Source organism: Neorhizobium sp. USDA 3394, assembly GCF_056280385.1.
In genome coordinates this window covers 683,271-701,325 of sequence record NZ_JBWCDU010000002.1, presented here as the reverse complement: position 1 = coordinate 701,325, position 18,055 = coordinate 683,271, and the positions used below count along the sequence as shown (strand labels likewise).

20 protein-coding genes are annotated in these 18,055 nt (G+C 58.6%); 7 read left to right on the top strand and 13 right to left on the bottom strand.

Annotation, left to right across the window (positions count from 1 at the left end; translation table 11 throughout):
- The first annotated feature begins 97 nt into the window (after positions 1 to 97).
- Complete coding sequence (locus tag ACZ9EJ_RS24915) at positions 98 to 1,003, top strand: LysR family transcriptional regulator (protein ID WP_255743345.1); 906 nt, start codon at positions 98 to 100, stop codon at positions 1,001 to 1,003.
- 219 nt (positions 1,004 to 1,222) lie between these two features.
- Here the strand turns inward: ACZ9EJ_RS24915 and ACZ9EJ_RS24910 are convergent, their stop codons facing one another.
- Together ACZ9EJ_RS24910 and ACZ9EJ_RS24905 are read right to left on the bottom strand one after the other, a co-directional pair.
- The gene (locus ACZ9EJ_RS24910; RefSeq protein ID WP_046642429.1) at positions 1,223 to 2,392 is read right to left on the bottom strand and encodes a zinc-dependent alcohol dehydrogenase; all 1,170 of its coding nucleotides are present in this window, start codon (positions 2,390 to 2,392) and stop codon (positions 1,223 to 1,225) included.
- 77 nt (positions 2,393 to 2,469) lie between these two features.
- Positions 2,470 to 2,655 (bottom strand): hypothetical protein, encoded by a 186-nt coding sequence (locus ACZ9EJ_RS24905; RefSeq protein WP_255743347.1) that lies wholly within the window; start codon positions 2,653 to 2,655, stop codon positions 2,470 to 2,472.
- 202 nt (positions 2,656 to 2,857) lie between these two features.
- On the opposite strand from ACZ9EJ_RS24905, the gene ACZ9EJ_RS24900 reads away from it, so the two are divergent.
- A complete protein-coding gene (locus ACZ9EJ_RS24900) occupies positions 2,858 to 4,579 on the top strand; it encodes a putative bifunctional diguanylate cyclase/phosphodiesterase (protein ID WP_046642430.1) in 1,722 nt (573 codons plus the stop codon).
- A gap of 15 nt (positions 4,580 to 4,594) precedes the next feature.
- Here the strand turns inward: ACZ9EJ_RS24900 and ACZ9EJ_RS24895 are convergent, their stop codons facing one another.
- The gene (locus ACZ9EJ_RS24895; protein WP_255743348.1) at positions 4,595 to 5,269 is read right to left on the bottom strand and encodes a type 2 periplasmic-binding domain-containing protein; all 675 of its coding nucleotides are present in this window, start codon (positions 5,267 to 5,269) and stop codon (positions 4,595 to 4,597) included.
- Positions 5,270 to 5,582: 313 nt separating this feature from the next.
- Here ACZ9EJ_RS24895 and ACZ9EJ_RS24890 point away from each other — a divergent pair, with 313 nt between their 5' ends.
- Together ACZ9EJ_RS24890 and ligD (ACZ9EJ_RS24885) are read left to right on the top strand one after the other, a co-directional pair.
- Positions 5,583 to 6,182 carry a plasmid pRiA4b ORF-3 family protein gene (locus ACZ9EJ_RS24890; RefSeq protein WP_476100507.1) on the top strand — a complete coding sequence of 200 codons (600 nt, stop codon included), beginning with the start codon at positions 5,583 to 5,585 and terminating at the stop codon, positions 6,180 to 6,182.
- Positions 6,183 to 6,877: 695 nt separating this feature from the next.
- Positions 6,878 to 9,532 (top strand): DNA ligase D, encoded by a 2,655-nt coding sequence (ligD, locus tag ACZ9EJ_RS24885; RefSeq protein ID WP_046642609.1) that lies wholly within the window; start codon positions 6,878 to 6,880, stop codon positions 9,530 to 9,532.
- Positions 9,533 to 9,676: 144 nt separating this feature from the next.
- On the opposite strand, the gene ACZ9EJ_RS24880 is transcribed toward ligD (ACZ9EJ_RS24885), so the two are convergent.
- From ACZ9EJ_RS24880 to ku (ACZ9EJ_RS24855), 6 genes are all read right to left on the bottom strand, one after another.
- A complete protein-coding gene (locus ACZ9EJ_RS24880; RefSeq protein ID WP_370649760.1) occupies positions 9,677 to 9,817 on the bottom strand; it encodes a hypothetical protein in 141 nt (46 codons plus the stop codon).
- Positions 9,818 to 9,827: 10 nt separating this feature from the next.
- Positions 9,828 to 10,127, bottom strand: a complete 300-nt coding sequence (locus ACZ9EJ_RS24875; protein ID WP_046642608.1) for a DUF982 domain-containing protein — start codon at positions 10,125 to 10,127, stop codon at positions 9,828 to 9,830.
- 70 nt (positions 10,128 to 10,197) lie between these two features.
- Positions 10,198 to 10,674: an Hsp20 family protein gene (locus ACZ9EJ_RS24870; RefSeq protein WP_046642607.1), complete on the bottom strand. Its 477-nt coding sequence runs from the start codon at positions 10,672 to 10,674 to the stop codon at positions 10,198 to 10,200.
- A gap of 175 nt (positions 10,675 to 10,849) precedes the next feature.
- Complete coding sequence (ligD, locus tag ACZ9EJ_RS24865) at positions 10,850 to 11,881, bottom strand: non-homologous end-joining DNA ligase (RefSeq protein ID WP_046642606.1); 1,032 nt, start codon at positions 11,879 to 11,881, stop codon at positions 10,850 to 10,852.
- A complete protein-coding gene (gene ku / locus ACZ9EJ_RS24860) occupies positions 11,878 to 12,690 on the bottom strand; it encodes a non-homologous end joining protein Ku (protein ID WP_046642605.1) in 813 nt (270 codons plus the stop codon). Before ku (ACZ9EJ_RS24860) ends, ligD (ACZ9EJ_RS24865) begins: the two co-directional genes overlap by 4 nt.
- Positions 12,691 to 12,702: 12 nt before the next feature.
- Positions 12,703 to 13,599, bottom strand: coding sequence for a non-homologous end joining protein Ku (gene ku, locus ACZ9EJ_RS24855; RefSeq protein ID WP_046642604.1), 897 nt, complete (start codon positions 13,597 to 13,599; stop codon positions 12,703 to 12,705).
- Positions 13,600 to 13,798: 199 nt separating this feature from the next.
- On the opposite strand from ku (ACZ9EJ_RS24855), the gene ACZ9EJ_RS24850 reads away from it, so the two are divergent.
- Both ACZ9EJ_RS24850 and xth read left to right on the top strand, forming a co-directional pair.
- Positions 13,799 to 13,975 (top strand): hypothetical protein, encoded by a 177-nt coding sequence (locus ACZ9EJ_RS24850; protein WP_255743349.1) that lies wholly within the window; start codon positions 13,799 to 13,801, stop codon positions 13,973 to 13,975.
- Positions 13,976 to 13,986: 11 nt separating this feature from the next.
- Positions 13,987 to 14,763, top strand: a complete 777-nt coding sequence (xth, locus tag ACZ9EJ_RS24845; protein WP_046642603.1) for an exodeoxyribonuclease III — start codon at positions 13,987 to 13,989, stop codon at positions 14,761 to 14,763.
- A 374-nt stretch (positions 14,764 to 15,137) separates the two neighbouring features.
- Here the strand turns inward: xth and ACZ9EJ_RS24840 are convergent, their stop codons facing one another.
- Genes ACZ9EJ_RS24840 through ACZ9EJ_RS24830 form a run of 3 tightly spaced genes read right to left on the bottom strand, consistent with a single transcriptional unit; the run spans position 15,138 to position 16,703 of the window.
- Positions 15,138 to 15,620 (bottom strand): RES family NAD+ phosphorylase, encoded by a 483-nt coding sequence (locus ACZ9EJ_RS24840; RefSeq protein ID WP_046642602.1) that lies wholly within the window; start codon positions 15,618 to 15,620, stop codon positions 15,138 to 15,140.
- Positions 15,620 to 16,195, bottom strand: a complete 576-nt coding sequence (parS, locus tag ACZ9EJ_RS24835) for a type II RES/Xre toxin-antitoxin system antitoxin (RefSeq protein WP_255743350.1) — start codon at positions 16,193 to 16,195, stop codon at positions 15,620 to 15,622. Before parS ends, ACZ9EJ_RS24840 begins: the two co-directional genes overlap by 1 nt.
- 49 nt (positions 16,196 to 16,244) lie before the next feature.
- Positions 16,245 to 16,703: a hypothetical protein gene (locus tag ACZ9EJ_RS24830; protein ID WP_255743351.1), complete on the bottom strand. Its 459-nt coding sequence runs from the start codon at positions 16,701 to 16,703 to the stop codon at positions 16,245 to 16,247.
- A gap of 30 nt (positions 16,704 to 16,733) precedes the next feature.
- On the opposite strand from ACZ9EJ_RS24830, the gene ACZ9EJ_RS24825 reads away from it, so the two are divergent.
- Positions 16,734 to 17,282, top strand: coding sequence for a LysE family translocator (locus tag ACZ9EJ_RS24825; protein ID WP_370649759.1), 549 nt, complete (start codon positions 16,734 to 16,736; stop codon positions 17,280 to 17,282).
- 394 nt (positions 17,283 to 17,676) lie between these two features.
- Here ACZ9EJ_RS24825 and ACZ9EJ_RS24820 read toward each other — a convergent pair whose 3' ends face one another.
- Positions 17,677 to 18,051 carry a VOC family protein gene (locus ACZ9EJ_RS24820; protein WP_046642510.1) on the bottom strand — a complete coding sequence of 125 codons (375 nt, stop codon included), beginning with the start codon at positions 18,049 to 18,051 and terminating at the stop codon, positions 17,677 to 17,679.
- Between the last annotated feature and the right edge of the window lie 4 nt (positions 18,052 to 18,055).

Sequence of the window (18,055 nt, the reverse complement as noted above, 5' to 3'; positions counted from 1 at the left end):
TGTCATGAACGACATCTAGAATTGACTCCCCAAGTTTGTAAAATTCAATTATTCAAGCTTTCCATTCCAAAATGGAATGTTCAGGGAGTACCACATCATGCGACGGATCAAGCTGAGGCATCTCGACACGCTTGCGGCCTTCATGAAGACCGGCTCAGTGACGGAAGCGGCGCTTGTTCTGCACACCACTCAGCCGAATGCCAGCAAGTCGCTGAAACAGCTTGAGGAATTCGCAGGCATCAAACTGTTCGAGCGGAGCGCAGGGAGGCTACGTCCGACACCCGAGGCCGAGCTGCTCTTTTCGCACGCGGCACGCTTGATGGATGAGCTAACGGTCTTCGAAAACCTGTCGCTTGATCTCACGGCCATGACGCAAGGCTATGTCAACATCGGCATTTTGTCCGCGTTCAGCACGGCCTTGATCCCGATGGCCATCGAGAGTTTCAACAACCAATATCCCGGCATCCAGGTGCAGGTCGATCTGCTCGACTCCGACAAAATCCATTCTTATGTCAGCCGCGGTAACTACGATTTCGGACTGGTGCACCACCCAGAACACGAGTCCGACCTGATGACGCAGACGCTGAAGACCTCATCGATGGTCTGCATCATGCCACCTGACCACATGCTCGCGCAGCATCGGATCATCCTGGCGAGCGACATTGCCGATCAGCCATTTGTTACCTATCCCCGCTCGGTGCCTTTCGGCGCGGCAATCTTCCGAGCACTGTCCGATGAAGGAGTGCGGCCGTCGAATACCCTGATTTCCAATCAAAGCCAACTCATCCGGCGGCTGGTCGAGCGAGGCCGAGGCGTGGCACTCGTCGACCAGTTCTCTGTATGGGACGCGAACGAACTGGACCACATTGTCGTCCGTCAGTTCGAGCCACGAATTCCCGTATCCGTTGGTATGATCTTGCCAAAACGCAGGCCACTGTCGCTCGCCGCGCAGACATTTGTAAACACGCTAAAAGGCGTGCTCCAACAGGACCCAACCTCATAGGTGTCGGTCGCCTTGATGGGATTCGAACCTGCGGCCCCAAAGTGATGGGGCATCAAGACTGGGTCTCGTGTTCCCGCCACCTGACGGAGCGCCGGCTTGGAATCGACGGCGTAAACGCGGCGATCTTTGCGAGTTCGAAACCAATACCACTCGAGGCGCCGGTAACCACCGCAAGGCCGGTTTTCTGTTGTGAGATTCCCATGATGATGCTCCTCCTTCTTAGGGCTTGAGAACAACCTTGATGCAGCCGTCCTGCTTGTCCCGAAAGGTCTTGTACAGGTCGGGGCCTTCCTCCAGCGAGGCCCGATGGGTAATGATGAAAGACGGATCAATCTCGCCGTTCTGGATTCGCTCCATCAAAAGTGGGAGGTAATGCTGGACCGGCGTCTGGGCCATGCGGAAGGTCAGGCCGCGGTTGATGGCCGAGCCCATCGGAATTTTGTCGAGGAAGCCGCCGTAGACGCCGACGATGGAGACTGTGCCAAAGTTGCGGCAGCAATGGATGGCTTGGCGAAGAACATGCGGCCGGTCAGTGCCCATGAAGGTCGCGACTTTGATGCGGTCTAGTCGCGAATCCCAGCTTGCCGAGGGCTCGGCTTCAGTTCCGACGGCGTCGATGCAGGCGTCAGCGCCACGACCATTGGTCAGCTCCATGATCCGGTCGTAAATGTCCTTGTCCATGAAATCGAGGGTAATCGCTCCGGATTTCTCGGCAAGCGCCAGTCTTTCCGGCACTGTATCGATGGCGATGACCCGCTCGGCGCCGAGAATGAAGGCGGACTTGATCGCCATCTGACCGACGGGACCGCATCCCCAGATGGCGATCGTATCTCCCGGCTGGATATTGCAGAAGTCTGCCGCCATGTAACCGGTCGGAAAGATGTCGGAGAGGAACAGAACCTGTTCGTCGGTGAGTCCGTCTGGTACCTTGATCGGTCCGACGTCGGCATAGGGAACGCGCAGATATTCCGCCTGGCCGCCGCTGTAGCCACCGAGAAGATGCGTGTAGCCAAACAGGCCTGCAGGTGAGCTACCCCAAAGCTTCTTCGCCTTCGACGGATCGGGATTGCTCCGTTCGCAACCAGAAAAGAACCCGCGTTTGCAGAAGAAGCATTCCCCGCAGGAGATGGTGAAGGGGACGACAACGCGGTCGCCGACTTTAAGTTTCTTATTATCCTTGCCGACTTCCACGACCTCGCCCATAGTCTCATGGCCCATGATGTCGCCACTGTGCATGTCCGGCATGATACCGTTGTAGAGATGGAGGTCGGATCCGCAAATGGCGCAGGCGGTGACCTTGATGATCGCGTCGCGACCCTCTTCGATTTTGGGATCTGAGACGCTCTCACATCTGATGTCGTGTTTGCCGTGCCAGGTTAGCGCTTTCATATGTTGCTCCCGTCCGATGGTGGCGCCGCTGAACTGGCGCTCTCATTAGCGAAACCATGGTGTGCGTAAGTTGTTCCTCACTCACCGGAGATGTCAGGGAATTCGTCGCGGTGGAAGCCGCTGTCACCTATGCGATTTTCAATCGAAGGTCCGATGGATCGCTGATGCGGGACCGTCATTCCGCGCGGGAGGTCGAGGACATCGATCTGCGGCAGTTCGAGCTCCTGCTTTCGGCAAAAGCTGAGCAACCTCTGCTTTTCCACGCTGGGCGCCTTTTATCGCGTTATAGCAGTTATGCATTCCGGAGGCATGGCGTCACCGGGTGCAGCCGCGCCTGGGTGGCTTGACGGCAGGACAATCATTTCAGGGTGATTAAATCAAACTTCATTCATGTAGTTCAGCATCAGACAGCACTGCCGCCGCACGTAAGTCCTGATCAAAGCTCACCCGGGGCCACCCGCACCAATGCCAAATTCATTTCCCTCAAAAACCAAAAGGCACCTAGCTTTCACCGTCGCCCAGTTCGCGGAGGCGACGAATCTGTCTCTGGTGTCGATCGACAGCAAGGGAAACATCGAATTCGTCAACCCGTCTGCGTGCAAGTTGTTCGGCTACACTCAGTCCGAGATGATCGGGCAGCCGATCACGATCATCATCCCTGAGCGAATGCGGGGTGCGCATATGGCAGGTCTGCAGCGAGTGGCTGAAGGACAGGCTCCTCACCTCGGCGGACGGCCGGTGGAAGTTTACGCCCTGAAAAAAGAGGGCACAGAATTCCCCATAGAGATCACCCTTTCTGTCTGGAGTGGCAAGCAAGGGTTTTGCGCAGGGGCCGTCATTACCGATATCAGCGATCGACGGGAGCGGGAAAGCAAGCTGCTTCGGCTGGCCAGTCAGGATACGTTGACGGGACTTTCAAATCGTCATCGGTTTTCCAGCCTTCTTTCGGAAGGCTTTGAGGCCGGTGGTACGGCTTCCATCATTCTCCTCGACCTGGACGGATTCAAGGAGGTCAACGATACCCACGGGCACCTGGTCGGCGACTCCCTACTTCAAGCGGTCGGCGTGCGCCTCCCCTACCTGCTCGGTCGAAATGCCGAGGTTGCTCGCATCGGAGGGGATGAATTTGCTGTCCTCCTCCAAGGCGTCAATGACCCTCTTGAAGCTCACGCCCAGGCGCAAGCCATTCTCGAAGCATTCCGCAAGCCCTTCGACGTGGGAGGGCACGTGCTGGAACTTGGAACCAGCATCGGCATAGCGTTTGCTTCCACTCACGGAAATGACGCTGAAGAGCTGATCGCCAGTGCGGATTTCGCATTGTACAGAGCAAAAGCCGAAGGCGGAAATGTCATTCGAATTTACGATACGACAATGCGCAGCGAAACTGCTGCCCGCCGCGAGCTTCGCGACGAGCTTCTTCGGGCGCTCCGGGGCGGCGAACTGGAATTGTTCTATCAGCCGCAGGTCGACCTTCTGGACAGACGGATCGTCGGGCTTGAAGCTTTGCTGCGATGGAACCATCCGCAACGGGGCCTGCTTGCCCCCGGCGCATTTCTGCCCGCGTTGGACCAAAGCGCTCTGGCGCTGGAAATTGGCTGGTGGACGCTCGATCAAGCCGCCGCGCGCGCCGGCGCCTTGCAAGCAGACGGGCATGACATCAAGGTGAGCGTCAACCTCTTTCCGAGCCAGCTGCGCGCTCCCAATCTCATTCACAAGGTCGCCAATGCCCTTCAGCGTCATTCGCTGAGACCGGACCGGCTCGAACTCGAAGTGACGGAAACCATTGCGCTGGCAAATGATGATCAGTCATTCGAAGCCATGACGGCGCTTCGTGATCTGGGAGTGGGAATTGCGTTTGATGACTTTGGCACGGGATACGCTTCGCTCAGTTCGTTGCAACGCTATCCGCTGACAACCCTTAAGATTGACCGGGGGTTCGTGCAGCACATCAACGATAAATCATCGGATCTTGCGATTACTCGCGCATTGATTGGCTTAAGTCGCGAGATGGGGCTCAAAACGATCGCCGAGGGAATTGAGACCGAGGAGCAGGAACGAGCACTCATTGACTTGAGATGTCCGTTCGGCCAGGGATACCGCTACGGTAAGCCGGTTCCATTCCGGACCATCGTTGATCTGCTTGCCCCGGAGACGGGTTCAGGGCGGAGTTGTATTGTCGCCAGCTAGCGTGTTATCGATATTTCAAAGCTTTAGCTGCTTCAGCGCGTGGAAATCCGCGCCGTTTCCGGAAAGTGTAAAGTCAATAGTCGTTATGTTGGTCTTGGCGGCGTCACGAGGCCTTTGAGGTTCTGTGTCAGTCCTGACTGGCCCAACTGCTGATGCAGGTAGAGAACCTACCTGGCAGCACCTCAGCACCGGAGCGGAACTCTCGAAAGGGCGGAAACCATTTGCCAGCGCCGTTGTCTGCCGTGCCAGCCGCGATCGGCGGACTGCACGATCACTTTCCGCAATTGGTCGACCTTGGTGCCGGCCCACTTCCGGGCGTCGTCGCCGAAGATAAGCCTGCTGAGCAGGTTCACCTCGAACTGGCGCCGCCGCCGCATCTTTTAATCTCTCTGAGCGCTTCCTTGAATAGTTCGTAAGCCCTCGTCCCGTTACGATTAGGGTAATAGGGTGATAAACGGCAAATGGCTCGCACCACGGCTCCAGAAGACGTATCAGACGGCCACCGGCAATCGGCGCCGCCACCAGCTCCTCCAGGATGTACAGGATGCCGAAACCCTCAAGGGCGGCGGCCACCAGCAGGTCGGCGTCGTTGAACACCGGCCCGCGGCCAGGCGTGACCGACACCGTTCGGCCATCGCGCTCGAACGACCAGGGAGACAGGTCGCCCTGCGCATCACCGTAGACGACCAAGCGAACAGCGCGACTTCTTCGGTGCCCATGGTTTCGACCGCCTCGACGGCGTCGACAAGCATCAGGGCCCGTGGGGCAGCGGCCTCAGCGAATTCGCCTGATCCTTGATTCAGACGACAAAAAACGCCCGCCGATCCGGCGGGCGTTCTTGTTTCAGTCCTTCGGTGCCATCTTCGACCAAACGGGCTTTGCGACGCTCTGCAGCGGTTCCGGGCCAACGCCATCGATGCGCGCCATCAGGGAGCTACCGTCTTGACGATCGTCCTCCCTCGATGTTCATTCGGACAATGTTCAAAGCCGCAAACGCTGTGCAATCAAAGTATCTCTCGACGAGGTCGCGCCGGACGTCTGGCGCCGTCTGGTCCTGCCGGTCCACTGGAACCTGGAGCATCTGCATCTCGGAATTCAGGCCGCGTTCAACTGGTGGAACTATCATCTCTATGAATTCCGCATCGGTGGTCTGAGGTATGGGGATGTCGAGATCCTGACGGAAGATGCGACCGATGACGATCCTCGGGTCTTCGATCAGAAAGAGGTTCGCTTGCTGGACTTTGATCGAGGTTCTGTCTTCAGCTACCGCTATGATTTCGGGGACGGTTGGCGGCACACCGTTGCTGTCGAGGAGGTCTTACCGCTCACTGCTACACCCAAACACGGGAGCTGCATCGCCGACGAAAGGGCGCGCCCGCCCGAAGATGTTGGTGGTGTGTCGGGATATGAGCGGTTCCTGGAGATCATAGCAGACCGGGACGAGCCGGAATATGCCGAAACAATTCGGTGGTGCGGTGGGTACTTTGATCCGGAGTGGTTCGACCTTTCGATCGCAGACAAGGATGTTCGCAATGCTCTGCGTTCGAACGTCAAACGGCGCTTATATCAACCGAAGCCGAAAGCCGTTCGAAGAAAAGAATAAGGCAATGGGTCAGGGTGAGTACCTTGAACAGATACGAACCGCCAACCCGTTAAATTTGCGAGAGGTTGTGAGCGGGCTTTAATTGAATTGAGCAAGAGATTTGGTCGCAACCTACGCTGAGAAAGTTCCTCTTCCGAAAAGCACGTCACGGGTCTTGCGGGTGCCAGATCCGTGGCGGTCGAGAACTTTCCGCGCACGCAGTCGCGCTGCTGAGAGACGAAAAAACCTGCCGCGGGAGGAGGTGCGGCAGGCTTTTCCGAAAATAAGCGAACAGCAACTGGGAGGAGGAATGTTGCCGTTCCCGCAAACGCCCTTGGGAGGAGGATTAGGACGTCTGCACAACGAACCGACGCGGGAGGAGGTGCATCAGTTCGATAACGACACCATACCGGTTCTCCGCGCCAATTAAATAGACATTGCTGCAGCGCAGTCATGCTAAAAATGCAGATCACCTGGCAAAGCAGCGAGCGCAGCAAGGAAACATCTAACTAATCGGAACAAAACGATAATCTGTTGCTTTTTGCTTGTTGAGGTCGCGTGCTGTGTCAACCGGACGTGACAGGAATGACGAACGCGATGGTTTTTCCGGTTTCTCATCGCGGCCAACGAAACGGCAGTCGAGCGTCCAACCTGTCCGGCCGTGCCTCATCCCGTCTTCATCCGAGGCGGGAGGCGGATTTGTACCGGGGACTGCCATGGCCAGCGACAAGCTCTCGACCTACAAGCAGAAACGCGATTTTCAGAAAACGCAGGAGCCGAGTGGCGCAGCAAAGCTGAAGGCGTCGAACCGCAGGCGCTTCGTCATTCAGAAACACGACGCCACGCGGCTGCATTATGATCTGCGGCTCGAACTCGATGGCGTCTTCAAGTCCTGGGCCGTCACCAAAGGACCTTCGCTGGATCCGCACGACAAGCGCCTGGCTGTCGAGGTCGAGGACCATCCGTTGGACTACGGCGACTTCGAAGGTACCATACCGAAGGGCCAGTATGGCGGCGGCACGGTCATGCTCTGGGATCGCGGCTACTGGGAGCCGGAAGGCAACAAGACGCCCGAACAGGCGCTCGCCAAGGGTGATTTCAAGTTTACGCTGGACGGAGAGCGTCTGCATGGCAGTTTCGTGCTGGTGCGGATGCGCAACGATCGCGACGGCGGCAAGCGCACAAATTGGCTGCTGATCAAGCATCACGACGATTACTCAGTCGAGGAGAATGGCGCTGCCATCCTTGAGGACAATGCAACCTCCGTTGCATCCGGCCGAACCATGGAGGCGATCGCCGCCGGCAAGGGCAGGAAGCCAAAACCGTTCATGGTGCAGAGCAGCGACGTTCAGGCGGATGCCGTTTGGGACAGCAATCATGGACTGGCGGCGGAGGAACGTGCCGCGGACACGACGACAAAGCGAAAACCAGCACCAAAAAAACCGGCAAAGTCCGCGATGCCGGAGTTCATACCGCCGCAGCTTTGCGAAACGCTCGATCGCCCGCCTTCAGGCGATGGCTGGATCCACGAGATCAAGTTCGACGGCTACCGCATCCAGACGCGCATCGAAAACGGCGAGGTGACGCTGAAGACCCGCAAGGGCCTGGACTGGACCGCCAAGTATCCGGCGATTGCGACATCGACCGCAAACTTGCCTGATGCCATCCTCGACGGGGAGATCTGCGCGCTCGATGAAAACGGCGCGCCGGATTTCGCAGCACTTCAGGCCGCACTGTCGGAAGGCAAGACCGACGAACTGGTCTACTTCGCCTTCGATCTGCTGTTCGAGGGCAATCAGGATCTGCGACCGCTGCCGTTGACCGAACGCAAGGAACGCCTGCAGACACTGCTGGCTGATGCCGGCGAGGACCCACGCCTGCGTTTCGTCGAACATTTCGAAACCGGTGGCGACGCCGTTCTCAGATCGGCGTGCAAGCTGTCGCTGGAAGGCATCGTCTCGAAACAGGCCGACGCGCCCTATCAATCGGGCCGTACCGAGACCTGGGCGAAGTCCAAGTGCCGCGCTGGCCATGAAGTCGTCATCGGCGCCTATGCCAAGACCAACGGCAAGTTCCGCTCGCTATTGGTCGGTGTCTTCAGGGGTGATCACTTCGTCTATGTCGGCCGGGTTGGAACCGGCTACGGTGCCAAAACGGTCGATACCATCTTGCCGAAGCTTCGGGAGATCGAGGCCCAGAAATCACCGTTCACGGGCATCGGCGCGCCTAAGAAGGATCCCAATATCGTCTGGGTCAAACCCGAACTGGTCGCCGAGATCCAGTTCGCCGGCTGGACGGCGGACGGACTGGTGCGTCAGGCGGCGTTCAAGGGAATGCGCGAGGACAAGCCTGCAGCCGAAGTCGAGGCGGAAAAGCCGGCATCTCCGGCAAAGACCGACACGCCGACGCCGGCCGTGACAAAGCCATCAAGACCGTCGCGCGGCAAGAATGCCAAGGCCGAGGTGATGGGCGTGATGATCTCCAGCCCGGACAAGCCGCTCTGGCCCGATGCCAATGACGGAGAGCCGGTGACCAAGGAAGATTTGGCCCGCTATCACGAAGCCGTTGGTCCATGGCTGATCGACCATATCAAGGGACGGCCATGCTCGATCATCCGAACGCCGGATGGCATTGGCGGCGAACAGTTCTTCCAGCGACATGCGATGCCGGGAACCTCGAACCTTCTCGAACTGGTCAAGGTGTTTGGAGACAAGAAACCCTATCTGCAGATTGATCGGGTCGAGGGCCTTGCCGCCATCGCCCAGATCGGCGGCGTCGAACTGCATCCGTGGAATTGCGAACCGGGCCAGCCTGAGGTGCCAGGCCGTCTTGTCTTCGACCTTGATCCCGGTCCGGATGTCCCGTTCTCAACCGTCATCGAAGCCGCTCGGGAAATGCGCGACCGGCTGGAAGAACTCGGCCTCGTCAGTTTCTGCAAGACCACCGGCGGCAAAGGCCTTCATGTCGTAACGCCGCTGGCGGCAGCGAAGGGCAAGAAGCTCGCCTGGCCGGAGGCCAAAGGCTTCGCGCACGACGTCTGCCTGCAGATGGCACGCGAGAACCCTGAGCTCTATCTGATCAAGATGGCGAAGAACCAGCGAAACGGCCGGATCTTCCTCGACTACCTGCGCAACGACCGGATGGCGACGGCGGTCGCGCCGTTGTCGCCACGCGGGCGACCGGGCGCCACGGTCTCGATGCCGCTCACCTGGAGCCAGGTAAAGACGGATCTCGATCCGAAACGCTTCACAATCCGAACCGTGCCCGCGCTCCTGGCGAACACGACGGCCTGGCAGGATTATTGCGATGGGCAGCGTTCGCTGGAGCAGGCTATCAAGCGGCTGGCGAAGTCGATGAAACAGGCCGCGTGAGATCCCCTTGATCAGGCGCTATAGCGCCGATTAAGTTCTCTGAGGGCAGCCTGAACCTCATCGATGGAAACCGGCTGCGGTGTTCCAGGGATATGGCCGAAAGCCGGCTTCGAGTCGACCGCGTAGAAGTCCGAGGCCATGAGGCTAGATGATCCGTTTGTCGTCTGCGGAGAGTGCGATCGCTTTCACCACGTCAAGCGGCCGCTCAATCTGCATGCCCTGAAGCAGGATCGTCGGACCCATCGCAGCGGCACTGCTTGCGGCCTGCTGCAAAACCTCGTGCATGTCGGCCTCCTTAGCGAACGTGCGGATCTTTGTCACGCCGGCGACTGGAGGCGGCGATCACCTTGGTTTCCGGCGCCAGCAGATCGTGCTTCTCAGCGAAGGCGGCAAACAGGCCGCGCACGGTCTCGGCTTCGATCTCGCCGCGCAGTGCCGCACTACAGGCTTTCAGCGCGATGGAGTGTGCCGCGTCGCGCATTGATGCTGGCCATTCGGCAAGATGCCGGTAGGCATCCATGACGCTCCCAACCTCAGCTGGGAAGCCAAGGCCGACAAGGATGGTAACAGGTTGTCTGAACATATCGGGTTTCATGACTCTCTCCTTCCCAATCCGCGATGTCGATGGGCGCCGCGGCGGCGGCGCCCATTTTCCAAGGTTTCGATCACGCAGCCTTCTGCGCTTCGATCTGCGCCGGGGCGACCTTTTGTGTAAGAGCCGGGTTGGTCTGGATATCGATCCTCCGCGGCTTCAAGGCCTCAGGGATCTCGCGAACGAGATCGATCGACAGGAGACCGTTGCTCAGGTCCGCGCCGTCGACCCTGACATGGTCGGCAAGCTCGAACCGGTGCTCGAACGGCCGGCCGGCGATGCCGCGATGCAGATAGCCGTCATTGGCGGTCTCCTGCTTCTTGCCGGTGACGGTCAAAAGATTGGACTGGAAGGTAATGTCGAGATCGTCCTGGGCAAAACCTGCGACCGCGATCGAGATGCGATAGCTGTCATCACCGGTTTTGACGATATCATAGGGCGGCCAGTCGCTGATCGAACGGGCGCGCTGGGCGTTTTCGAGAAGGTTGAAGACCCGATCGAAGCCGACGCTCGAGCGGAAGAGGGGTGCATAGTCGTAAGATGTTGCCATAACCATATCCTCCTTGAAGCAACATGGGTACGGGAGGGCCGAAAGACGGCGCCTCCAGCAAGGCCAGCCCTGTCCTCAGCAGCTGGCGGGAATCGATTTGGTTTTTGAGAATTTCCGATTCAAGAGCACAGTCCGAAAAAATTTTAGGCCTCGCCGACGGACTGAAACCCCTTGCTCAGTCGAGTTCATAAACCGCGGCGTTGTCCTGAATATCGCGCAGCCCTTTGTAAGATGCGTGCCGCAGATTGCCGTCGTCGGTCCAGCCGCGGAATTCAATCTGGGCGATCAGGGTCGGCTGCGCGAAGACATAGTTTTTGCCCTTGACTGGCACGACTGGGGTCTTGGTCTTCAACATATCCAGCGTCTTCTTCAGGTATGTGGCGTCCTTTTCCTTGAAGCCCGTGCCAACGGCCCCGACGGATACCCAATCGTATCCGCGCCGGGCGGCGAGCAGCAGACTGCCAATCCCGCCGCGGGCAACCGCCGACTGCTCGTAGCCGACGATCATGAAGCTCTCGCTCTGCACGCACTTGATTTTTAGCCAGTCGCCTGTCCTGCCCGAGCGGTATGGACGGTCCCGGTGCTTAGCGATGATACCTTCCAACCCAAGCGAGCGGGCGTTTTCCAGAAGTTCGGCGCCGTCACCCGCCACCTCCTCGGACAACTGTATGGCACCGACCGCGCCCTCGAGCAGATCCTCAAGCAGATGGCGACGGACCGATAGCTCGGTCCGGGTCAGATCGTGGCCATCGAAGTAAAGAAGATCGAAGGCGAACAAGACGGATTCCGTCGAAACCCGCCTGCCGCCGCGCCCGCCGAGCGAGCGCTGCAACGCTCCAAAGTCCGAGCGTCCTTCGCTGTTCAGCACCACGGCCTCACCGTCGAGGATGGCTGTCGAAACGCCCAGGTTTCTGGCGGCTTCAGCAATCGTCGGGAAGCGATGCGTCCAATCATGGCCTCCGCGGGTGATGATCCGCACACCCTTCGGCTCGATGTGGATCGCCAGACGGTATCCGTCCCATTTGATTTCATAGGCCCAGTCAGGGCCGGTCGGCGGCGTGGCCTTCAGGAGCGCCAGGCACGGCTCGACCCGGTCTGGCATTGGATCGAACGGAAGATTCGGCTGAGCGGGGTCGCGCTTGCGGCGCGGCTGCGATTTCGCGGTGAAGCTATTGTCCTGCAGAAGCGGCTTGGCAGGGCGTCTCATTTGCTGGACCGGGTCTCGGCTGCGACCGACTTCTTCAATGCATCCATGATATTGATGACGTTGCTTGGCGTGGGTTTCCCCGGCGCTGGCGGCTTGGCTTTCGCCGGCTTTTTCATCGCGTTCTTCTTGGCGGCGATGATGTCGCGCAGCCGGTCCTGCACCGGGTCGATTACCATGTTCGCATCCCAGTGCTTCGTCTGCTTCTTGATCAGCTGCTGCACCAAAGGCATCATATCGGAATCCGCCGTCTCGTCGTCGTCGATGCCTGCGAAATAAATATCCTCGTCACGGACTTCATCCCCGTAGCGCAAGGTCCAAAGGACAATACCTTTGCCGCGTGGCTCCAGCATGACGGCGCGTTCCCGGCGCGAGATCACCAGCCGCGAGATACCGACCATCTCTTGGGCCTCCATCGCGTCGCGGATGACGGAGAAGGCTTCCTGTCCGACCGGATCGTTGGGCGACAGATAATAGGGCGTGTCGAGCCAGATCCATTCCACACTGTCGCGCGGCGTGAAGGTCGATATGTCGATCGTCTTGGTGCTTTCGAGCGCGACGTTTTCCAGCTCTTCGTCCTCCAGCATGATGTATTCATTCTCGCCACGCTGGTAGCCTTTGACCTCGTCTTCGTCCTTGACCTCCTTGCCGGTGACAGAATCGACATAGTGGCTGACCACGCGGTTTTGGGTCTCGCGGTTCAGCGTGTGGAAGCGAACCTTCTCGCTCTCGGAGGTCGCCGGCATCATCTGCACCGGGCAAGTGACGAGCGAGAGCTTGAGGTAGCCTTTCCAATAGGGACGGACAGCCATGTTATCCTCCGATCAACCGGCGCGGCGGGTCTGCGACGCCGCAGGCTTGGTTTTGGCAGCGGCGGGCTTGGCGGCCTTCTTGCGCGACGTGCCCTTGTTGACATTGGCAGCCGTCCGCTTCGGCTCGGTCTTCCTTCCAATGCCGGCGCTTTCTCTAAGCGCCTGCAGAAGGTCGCTGGGTTTCGACGCGGCCGGCGCCTTCTTCTTCGGAAGCGCCCTCCCCTCGATCTTGGCCTTCACCAGCTCCGCGACGGCCGCCTCGTAGCGATCGTCGAACGTACTGGCGTCGAAGCTGCCCTTCTTGGTGCCGATGATGTGCTCGGCGAGCTGCAGCATCTCGCCTTCGATCTTCAGATCGGGCAGTTGCTCGAACGCGTCTTCGGAGGAGCGAACCTCGTAATCGAAGTTCAACGTCGTGGCGATCAATCCCTTGCCGTGCGGACGGATAAGCACCGTGCGGACCCGCCGGAACAGGACCGTGTGGGCGATCGCCGCGACCTTGGCTTTCTTCATGCCGTCACGCAGCAGCACGAAGGCGTCGGTGCCCATCTTGTCGGGCGCCAGGTAGTACGGCTTGTCGAAATAAATGTCGTCGATCTCATTGCACGGGATGAAGGCATCGATCCTGAGCGTCTTGTCGCTGTCGGGAACGGCTGCCGCAACTTCGTCAGGTTCGAGGATGACATATTGGCCATTCTCGATCTCGTAGCCTTTGACCTGCTCGTCCCGCTCGACCGGGTCGCCGGTCTCGCTGTCGACAAACTCCCGCTTCACCCGGTTACCGGTCTTGCGGTTTAGCGTGTTGAAGGCGATCCGCTCCGACGACGATGCGGCCGTGTAGAGAGCCACCGGACAAGCGACCTCTCCGAATTTGATGAAGCCTTTCCAATTCGCTCGTGGGGCGACCATGACGCAGAACTCCTGACACAACCAGTGCGATTCAAGCGAATCAGCATGTAATTGTTCCGAGTCGAAACGAATCATTTTTCAAGGACTTATGACAACCAGCACCACCCGTTTTGCGAGTCGTCGTTAGCCTTCTGATTCGCATGCATCTTTCGGCGGTGACGCGCGTTTTCTTCGGCAGCAACCAAAAAGGAGTCCTGCCATGAGCAAACGCGAACTGATCGATACCGGAACCTGCAAGCGCTATGTCCGCCGTGATAAGGAAGGCAAGTTCAAGGAAAGCGTCGACGTCTCCCGATCGCTGTCCGCAGATGCTCGCCACGACGCGAAGCATGATGCGAAGCCCGGCCAGGGGGACAAAGGCGATCGCAAGCACTGACGGAAACGCCGGTGAAGCTCGCCACCTATAACGTCAACGGCATCAACGGCCGGCTTGAGGTCCTGCTCCGGTGGCTCGCTGAGGCGAAACCTGATGTCGTCTGCTTGCAGGAGCTAAAGGCGCCGGACCAGAAGTTTCCGCGCCGCGAGCTCGAGCGTGCCGGTTATGGCGCCATCTGGCACGGTCAGAAATCCTGGAACGGCGTGGCGATCATTGCCAGGGATCAGGAGCCGCGCGAGACGCGACGCGGCTTGCCGGGCGATCCTGACGACAGTCACAGCCGTTACATCGAGGCTGCCATCGATGGCATCATCATTGGCTGCCTGTATCTTCCCAACGGCAATCCAGCACCAGGGCCGAAGTTCGACTACAAACTTCGCTGGTTCGAGCGCATGCATTCCTATGCCGCTGAACTGTTCGAGCTCGACGTGCCTGTAGCTCTGGTCGGCGACTTTAATGTGATGCCGACAGATCGCGATGTCTACAAGCCGGAGCGCTGGCGGGATGACGCCCTCTTTCGACCTGAGATTCGCGCAGCTTATGCCGAGCTCATTGCCACGGGCTGGACGGACGCCATTCGGTTCCTGCATCCAGAAGCACGGATCTATACGTTCTGGAAGTATTTCCGAAACGCTTTCGCACGCGACGCCGGGCTGCGCATCGACCATTTCCTGTTGAGCCCATCGCTACGGGAAAGACTACAAACCTGCGGCGTCGACAAGTTCGCGCGGTCCTGGGAGCACACCAGCGATCACGCCCCGGTCTGGATTGAACTAAACGATGAATAGCTCATCTTAGATGAAGAGGGTCAGTTTGCCTGGCCGTGCATTAAGAGGCCGCTCGTCTGGCTCGATCGAGCCAAGGCGTCTCGTCTGAGAACGATCAACTGTCACCAACGTGGCGCGATGAGGTTTGGTGGCGAGCAAATTACGGCGACAGACACTCGTCGCAAATACGTAGCAGTCTTCGTCGGATGACGCAGGCCGTCCGCAACAGGCGCAAACGGGCGTCGCCGGATCAGCGAGGTCTCCGGCGGAAGGACTTCAATCTCGGTGTCATCGAGAGGTGATGGGTCTATTCTTCCATCTCGATGCTCCAGGTCGAGTACTCCGACTCGAGATAGTTGCGCCAGCGACGATCTCGGGTTGGACTCCAGAGCGAATTAGGACTTCGACTTCACGCGTGAATCGTAGAGCCACCTGCGAACCTTCGTCGCTGAAATTTTACTAGCGTCTGGATGTAGCGGATTGAGGAGCACATTCGACTCGTCTGGTACGATGACCGAAGGAACCAAGAGACAGGCCGACCGACGTTCAGCCAGCCAAGTCGAGCCAAAAGCCAAACTGGCCCGCCCCGCCGGTAGCGCATCCCATCCTACCGGCGCTGTTTTGGCATCCAGCCGCTCGCTTGCGTCCCAGAGGTCTTGAGGTATGTCGATTCTGACGAGGTAGCGGTTTAAAGGTAAGCTAGACGCAGCAAAATGCACGAGCGTTTCCATCGCCGCGAGCGAGATGTTTTCCGCGCAGTAGAGCACGGCGAAGCCCGGCGCATTCCACCTCCCCCCGGTAACTTTTGCGCCCGTTCCTGTGAGGTCGTCTGTTTCATAATCTGGAGTGTCCGCCGCGATCCGCCAAATTGCGGGCATCAGGAATGGGCCCCACTCTGCATCCGGGCGAGTAATTGCGACACCATTGCTTGCCCCTCAAGTGTATCAATGAAATCGAGTGGACGGGCACCCCCAAGAGCCGGAACGGACTGCTGTAGCCAAGCGGCCAGCCAGCTTGCTGCGTCAAAGCCTCGCGCATCGCCAGACTGTCGCACTATCTCAGTAACTTGGCCGACGAGCTTGGAAACGCCCAACACGCGCTCGCTATCTTCCGGGGATAGGTTTTCCTGCTTACTCACCTTGCGGTTCAACGTGGCGGTCGACATCCTGAGGCTTTCCAGAAGCAGACTCTGAGGTATGCCAAGCCGCTCCTGCAGATGCTTTACGTCTCGTGCGCTGATCCCTTCGCGAATCATCTCAATCCGCTGCCAAGCCGGTGCTCGGAAGATTTCCTCGAAGTCGAAAACAGAAACAGTCTTTTTCCGTTTGCCGCGACGCCCGGATTCCGACTTCTCGCCGAAAATCGCCCGCAGGAGCTTTTCCTCCGGGTTCATCTGATCGAAATCGGATTTGACTTCGAGCGTCGAAGTATCTCTTGCTGCTGCCGGGTCCATATGAATATCACGACATCGCTTGTCGTGCTCCTTTGAGCATTAAAATAACTCAAATGATTATACATTCAAGCGCCATTGCCGCTGATTGGCTACAGACCAACCGGTCGAATTCGACGACATTCTTGAGCTTGCGGTCGCGCACCACGTCCGGGAAAGCCGAAAATAATAACCTACACAGCATGAAGCCGTTCCATTTGACGGCCGCTTCACGCTCGATTGACGGCAAGATTGTTATGTGCACTTGCCAACAGACTGCTGGGTGGCTCGAACGGGAAAAACGGTCGAGCCACCTCTTTTGTGGCCAATACTGTGTGGGTATGGGGTGGGGCTCGCGCTCGTGCGAACCAGCGAGAGACTTATCGTTCGCGGTTGGGCAACGGCAATTGGCGGTGCGGGTGACGTTACTTTCCTTCACCTGCGGTTCGCTCTCTTTTCCTTCAGCCGCTTCTGGACATGCAGCGTCGCCCAGCCTCAATCGCCCTGTCAAGAAAGCGCCCTGTACAATCATGGTAGCATTATTCACCTCACTGGTCTTGCCATGAAGCCCTCATGGCATCGCGTGATGGCCGTCGCTGCAGGCATCGCATGTGGAGCAACGGTTGCTTGCTTCCTCGCAGCCTTCGGCGCCTCGACCTTCGAGAAGTTCGATAAGCTCGAGACCGTGAGTCGGATCCTGCTGGCCTGCATCTTGATCCATTCGGCTTTCCGCCTAATCAGGCGACATCCAGCGTCCTCGCCTCCCGAAGCATCCACACCTGAAACCCTGGCCATAAGGCTCTTCGCCCTTGGTCTGGCGACGGCTCTCTCCAATCCCCTATCCGTACCGTTCTTCGTAAGCTTCTATCTGGCCGCCCCATCCTTACGAACATCAGGGGGAGTAACCGTTGCCTGTTGCTTGATATTTTCGATGGCGTTCGCGTGGTATGTCGTGGCTGGACGGCTATTTTCGCTCTCTGCCATCCGGCGCAGGGGCGGCCGATGGCGTGAGCTCGTGCGTTTCTTACTAGCAGGTTCGATGAGCGTTTTCGCCCTATGGCTGCTGGCGAAAGGAGAGTCGCTCTCGCGCGGATCATCAGGTATCGACTGAAAGCTAGGATGCGTGCCAATCATGGACCACGCGGAGCTCCTGCAATCACGCGAGATTGCCATTCCAATCAGCGCCGCGAGATGGACACCATCGATTTCACACCATGCTGGCTTTCTGGCGTCAAAATGTCGCTGGCCGCTTGATCAACGCAGCGAAGGCGGTCGGCGGGTTTCTTCCTGCTGGGGTATACTCCGGGACGTGGCGGATGTGCCATTGCTGGAAGAGACTACCGCAGCGGAGAATGTGGTATGGCAGGCGGCGCCAGTCTGTAATACCCAACAAACAGCGACTTTGAACCGCCGAGGCCTTGGAAATAGAACCATGTTGGCGTAGGTCAGATGATGAAGCTCAAGGTAGCCACAGAGCGCGATAGCGCCTGCCCACTCGGTCTGCCTCATGTCACCGGAAGAGTTCGCGCGGTAAGCTTGTTTCCGTCAGGGTCTCGAAGATATGCAACGAAAGCACCGTTTGAACGCTCCATAGGGGGGCTCTCGATTGCCGTCCCGCCATGCGCGGTGCCGGCGGCATGCCACGCCAGAACATGATCGCGGCTCGCTGCGGCAATGCCGATCGTCCCACCGTTGGCGGCAGTCGCTTGCTTGCCGTCGATCGGCTTGGTGATCATCAACCGGCCTCCCTCGTGATCGTAGATCAGTCGGCCTCTTGCATCCAACACGCCAGGCTTGCCACCTAATGCAGCGAAGGTAGCGTCGTAAAAGCGTCTGGCTCGCTCCAGGTCATTGCTGCCGATCATCACATGAGTGAACATACTT

Excerpts from the sequence above, each read along its gene's own strand:
- ACZ9EJ_RS24915 (WP_255743345.1), top strand. The coding sequence starts at position 98 with ATGCGACGGATCAAGCTGAGGCATCTCGACACGCTTGCGGCCTTCATG.
- ACZ9EJ_RS24910 (WP_046642429.1), bottom strand. The coding sequence starts at position 2,392 with ATGAAAGCGCTAACCTGGCACGGCAAACACGACATCAGATGTGAGAGC.
- ACZ9EJ_RS24900 (WP_046642430.1), top strand. The coding sequence starts at position 2,858 with ATGCCAAATTCATTTCCCTCAAAAACCAAAAGGCACCTAGCTTTCACC.
- ligD (WP_046642609.1), top strand. The coding sequence starts at position 6,878 with ATGGCCAGCGACAAGCTCTCGACCTACAAGCAGAAACGCGATTTTCAG.
- ACZ9EJ_RS24880 (WP_370649760.1), bottom strand. The coding sequence starts at position 9,817 with ATGCACGAGGTTTTGCAGCAGGCCGCAAGCAGTGCCGCTGCGATGGGT.
- ACZ9EJ_RS24875 (WP_046642608.1), bottom strand. The coding sequence starts at position 10,127 with ATGAAACCCGATATGTTCAGACAACCTGTTACCATCCTTGTCGGCCTT.
- ACZ9EJ_RS24870 (WP_046642607.1), bottom strand. The coding sequence starts at position 10,674 with ATGGCAACATCTTACGACTATGCACCCCTCTTCCGCTCGAGCGTCGGC.
- ligD (WP_046642606.1), bottom strand. The coding sequence starts at position 11,881 with ATGAGACGCCCTGCCAAGCCGCTTCTGCAGGACAATAGCTTCACCGCG.
- ku (WP_046642605.1), bottom strand. The coding sequence starts at position 12,690 with ATGGCTGTCCGTCCCTATTGGAAAGGCTACCTCAAGCTCTCGCTCGTC.
- ku (WP_046642604.1), bottom strand. The coding sequence starts at position 13,599 with ATGGTCGCCCCACGAGCGAATTGGAAAGGCTTCATCAAATTCGGAGAG.
- ACZ9EJ_RS24850 (WP_255743349.1), top strand. The coding sequence starts at position 13,799 with ATGAGCAAACGCGAACTGATCGATACCGGAACCTGCAAGCGCTATGTC.
- ACZ9EJ_RS24840 (WP_046642602.1), bottom strand. The coding sequence starts at position 15,620 with ATGCCCGCAATTTGGCGGATCGCGGCGGACACTCCAGATTATGAAACA.
- parS (WP_255743350.1), bottom strand. The coding sequence starts at position 16,195 with ATGGACCCGGCAGCAGCAAGAGATACTTCGACGCTCGAAGTCAAATCC.
- ACZ9EJ_RS24830 (WP_255743351.1), bottom strand. The coding sequence starts at position 16,703 with ATGATTGTACAGGGCGCTTTCTTGACAGGGCGATTGAGGCTGGGCGAC.
- ACZ9EJ_RS24825 (WP_370649759.1), top strand. The coding sequence starts at position 16,734 with ATGAAGCCCTCATGGCATCGCGTGATGGCCGTCGCTGCAGGCATCGCA.
- ACZ9EJ_RS24820 (WP_046642510.1), bottom strand. The coding sequence starts at position 18,051 with ATGTTCACTCATGTGATGATCGGCAGCAATGACCTGGAGCGAGCCAGA.